This window comes from Cellulomonas sp. P4_H12, from assembly GCF_056400905.1.
In genome coordinates this window covers 1-4434 of the sequence record NZ_JBFUKJ010000061.1, presented here as the reverse complement: position 1 = coordinate 4434, position 4434 = coordinate 1, and the positions used below count along the sequence as shown (strand labels likewise).

Annotated in this window: 2 protein-coding genes; both read right to left on the bottom strand. The window is 74.5% G+C overall.

What is annotated here, in order from left to right; genetic code table 11:
* Positions 1 to 288: 288 nt before the first annotated feature.
* Positions 289 to 1236: a DegV family protein gene (locus AC1DQC_RS19695; protein WP_477052923.1), complete on the bottom strand. Its 948-nt coding sequence runs from the start codon at positions 1234 to 1236 to the stop codon at positions 289 to 291.
* A gap of 38 nt (positions 1237 to 1274) precedes the next feature.
* Positions 1275 to 4163 carry a leucine--tRNA ligase gene (gene leuS, locus AC1DQC_RS19690; protein ID WP_477052922.1) on the bottom strand — a complete coding sequence of 963 codons (2889 nt, stop codon included), beginning with the start codon at positions 4161 to 4163 and terminating at the stop codon, positions 1275 to 1277.
* Positions 4164 to 4434 lie beyond the last annotated feature (271 nt).

The following is a 4434-nucleotide window of genomic DNA, read 5'->3' as shown; positions in this document are numbered from 1 at the left end:
GGCTCTGGGGCCGGCGGGAACGGCGGGACGGACGCGGACGGCGGGACGGGCGACGACGCTGGGGCGGGCKGGAACGTCGGGGCGGCCGGGAACGTCGGGGCGACGGGCGGGACCGGAGCGCGGCGGGGCGTGGTGAGCGCCGTCAGCCGGGCGCCCTGAGGCAGGTCGCGGTCACGGCGTGGCACTCGGCGAACCTACGGGCGCCTCGCCGGCGCGGGGCGGGTGTCGGCCCTCGGTCGAGGCGGTCCGCGCGGCCCGGGGGGCTGTGGGCGGCTCGACGGGCGGCGGTCAGGCGTCGGCGACGACGATCGCGAGCAGCCCAGGCCCGGCGTGCGCCGCCAGCACGGCGCTGGACTCGCAGACGGCGGTCTCCACGAGCCGTCCGCCGGACGCCGCGGCCACCTCGGCGGCGAGGGCCTCGGCGATCTCGGGCTGCCCGAGGTGGTGCACCGCGACGCGCGCGGACGGGCGCCGGACGACGTCGGCGACGGCGAGGGCGACGAGGCGCTCCCGGGCCGCGCGACGGGTCCGCACCTTCTCCAGCACGTCGATCGCGCCGGCGTGCAGCGTGAGGATCGGGCGCAGGCCCAGCACGATCCCGATCGCCGTCGCCGGCACGCTGAGCCGGCCCCCGCGGCGCAGGTGGTCGAGCGAGTCGACCAGGAACCAGACCCGCGTCGACGCCGCGACCGTCCGCGCGTGCTCGGCGACCTCGACGGCGGACGGGAGGCGAGGCTCGGTCCGGGCGCGCGTGTGCCACCAGGCACGGGCGGCCGCCAACGGGCCGGTTGCGGACGTCGGGCCGGTTGCGGCCGGCGGGGCGGCGGGTGCCTCCGGTCCGGCGGCGAACCGGGCGGCGTCGAGCACCGCGAACCCGAGGGCCATCGCGACGACCCCGGAGTCGACCACGTGCACGGGGACGGAGGACGACTCGGCGGCCAGCCGGGCCGCGCGGACCGTGCCCGACAGCTCCCCCGACAGGTGGATCGACACGATCTCGCGCGCCCCCGAGGCCGCCGCGCGCTCGTACGCCGACGCGAACGCCGCGGGCGGCGGCTGCGAGGTCGTGACCTTCCCGCCGTGGGTGAGCGCGGCGAGCAGGGCGTCCGGGGACAGGTCGACGCCCTCCACGTGCCGCTCGCCGTCGACCACCACGTCCAGCGGCACGACGCCGACGCCCCACCGCTCGGCAGCGCCCTCCGGCAGGGACGCCGTCGAGTCGGTGACGATCGCCACCGACGGCTGCTCGGGCCGACGGCGGCCGGGCACGGCGATCAGGCCGGGACGACGTTGACGAGCTTGGGGGCCCGAACGACGACCGTGCGGATGCCGCGGCCGTCGAGCGCGCGCTGCACGCCCGGGTCCGCCAGCGCCAGCTCGCGCAGGTCGTCGTCGGAGACGTCCGGGGAGACCTCCGCGCGCCCGCGCACCTTGCCCTGCACCTGGAAGATGCACGTGACGGTGTCCTCGACCAGGTAGGCCGGGTCCGCGACCGGGAACGGCTCATGGGCGAGCGAACGCTCGTGGCCCAGGCGCGACCACAGCTCCTCCGCCACGTGCGGTGCGACCGGGGCCGTCATGAGCACGAGCGCCTCGACGGCGGCGCGGGGCGTCGTCGGCAAGGTGGTGAGGTGGTTGTTCAGCACGATCAGGCGGGAGATCGCCGTGTTGACCCGCATCGCGGCCATGTCCGCGGTGGTGTCGGCGATCGCGCGGTGCAGGACGCGGAGGGTCTCCTCCGAGGGGGCTTCGTCGGACACGACGGTCTCGCCCGTGCTCTCATCGACGACGTTGCGCCACAGGCGCTGCAGGAAGCGCTGCGAGCCGACGACCGCCCGGGTCTCCCACGGCCGCGACAGGTCGAGCGGACCCATGGACATCTCGTAGACCCGCAGCGTGTCGGCGCCGTAGTCGGCGTACATCTGGTCCGGCGAGATGGCGTTCTTCAGCGACTTGCCGATCTTGCCGTACTCGCGGAACACCTCCTGGCCCTTCCACGAGTACCCCGACGGCACGCCGGCGTCCTCGACCACCTCGGCCGCCTCGACGTAGGTCCCCCGGGCGTCCGTGTAGGCGTACGCCTGGATGTAGCCCTGGTTGAACAGCCGGTGGAACGGCTCGCCGCTGGAGAGGTGGCCCAGGTCGTGCAGGACCTTGTGCCAGAACCGCGCGTACAGCAGGTGCAGGACAGCGTGCTCGACGCCGCCGACGTACAGGTCGACGCCGCCGATCGAGTCGGGCTTCTGCTCGCCGTGGCCCGGGCCCATCCAGTACTGCTCGAGCGCCGGGTCCACCAGGGTGGTGTCGTTGGTGGGGTCCAGGTACCGCAGGTAGTACCAGCACGAGCCCGCCCAGTTGGGCATCGTGTTGGTGTCGCGCCGGTACTGCTTCGGCCCGTCGCCCAGGTCGAGCGTGACGTGCACCCAGTCCTCGTTGCGGYCCAGGGGCGGCTCGGGGGTGGAGTGCGCGTCGTCGGGGTCGAACGTGCGCGGCGAGTAGTCCGGGACGTCGGGCAGGTTGACCGGCAGGGCCGACTCCGGGACCGCCAGCGGCAGGTCGTGCTCGTCGTAGACGATCGGGAACGGCTCGCCCCAGTAGCGCTGCCGGCTGAACAGCCAGTCGCGGAGGCGGTAGGTGATCGTGCCCTCGCCGACGCCCTTGGCGGTCAGCCAGTCGGTGATCGCGGCCTTCGCCTCCGGCACGGACAGCCCGTCGAGGCTGATCTCCTCGTTCGAGGAGTTGATCGCGACGCCGTCGCCCGTGCGCGCGCCGGGCTCGGTGCCCTCCGGGGCGTCGATCGTGTAGACGATGGGCAGGTCGAACGCCTCGGCGAACGCGAAGTCGCGGGAGTCTCCGCCCGGGACGGCCATGATCGCGCCGGTGCCGTAGCCCATGAGGACGTAGTCGGCGGTGAAGACGGGCAGCAGCTCGCCGTTCACGGGGTTGGCGGCCAGGTGGCCGGTGAACACGCCGGTCTTGCGGCCGGCGTCGGCCTGGCGCTCGACGGCCGTCTTGGCCGCCGTCTCGGCGCGGTAGGACGCGACGGCGTCGGCCGGGCTGCGGTGGCCGCCCGTCCAGACGTCCTTGGTGCCGTCGGGCCACGCGGTCGGCACCTCGTCCAGGAGCGGGTGCTCGGGGGCGACCACGACGAACGTCGCGCCGAACAGCGTGTCCGGCCGGGTGGTGAACACCTCGACCTGGTCGCCACCCTGCACGGCGAAGCGCACGCGGGCGCCCGACGAGCGGCCGATCCAGTTGCGCTGCATCGCCTTGACCTTGTCGGGCCAGTCGATGTGCTCGAGGTCGTCGATCAGGCGGTCGGCGTACGCCGTGATCCGCATGTTCCACTGGCGCAGGCTGCGCTGGAACACGGGGAAGTTGCCGCGCTCGGAGCGTCCGTCGGAGGTGACCTCCTCGTTGGCCAGCACCGTGCCCAGGCCCGGGCACCAGTTGACCGGCGTCTCGGACACGTACGCGAGTCGGTGCGTGTCCAGCACGCGGCGACGCGCCACCTCGTCGAGGTGCGCCCACTCGGGTCCGCGCAGGCCGGCGTCGTACTCCGCCACCAGCTCGGCGATCGGGCGGGCCCGGCCGAGACCGCCATCGGGGCGCGGCGCCGTCTCGTCGTACCAGGAGTCGAAGATCTGCAGGAAGATCCACTGGGTCCAGCGCACGTAGCCCGGGTCGATCGTGGCGAACGTTCGCCGCGGGTCGTGGGCCAGGCCCAGCCGTCGCAGCTGGCGCTGCATGATCTCGATGTTCGCCTCGGTGGTGGTGCGCGGGTGCTGGCCCGTCTGCACCGCGTACTGCTCGGCGGGCAGGCCGAACGCGTCGAACGCGAGCGCGTGCAGGACGTTGTCGCCCTGCATGCGGCGGAACCGGCCGACCACGTCGGTGGCGATGTAGCCCAGCGGGTGGCCGATGTGCAGGCCCGCTCCCGAGGGGTACGGGAACATGTCCATGACGAAGTAGGCCGGCTGCGCCGTGTCCGCGTGCCGGCCGTCGCCGTCGGTGAGGTCGCCCGTCGGGTTGGCGGCGAAGAACGTGCCGCGGTCCGCCCACTCGTCCTGCCAGCGCAGCTCGATGTCGCGCGCGAGCTCGGCGGTGTAGCGGAACGGCACGTCGTCGGTCGGGGCGKGGGCGGGGGCGTCCTGCGAGGTCACCCGGCGAGTTTACCGACCGACGGTCGGGCGCCTGCACCCGGGCCTCGGCGACGGGGGCGTCGGCCGCGGTCCGGTGGGCTGGGACGCCGCCGGACGCACCGTGCGTCGACGCCCTGGCTCGAGGAGAGGGCTCGGGGTGGCGGCCGTATGCTCCGGACATGTCGGACAGCACGCCAGCGTCGGCCCCCGGCTCGTCCGCGGCCGACCTCGCCGCCCTGCGGGCCGCTGCGGCGCAGGCTGCCGCCGAGGCCGCGGAGGCCAGGGCGCAGGC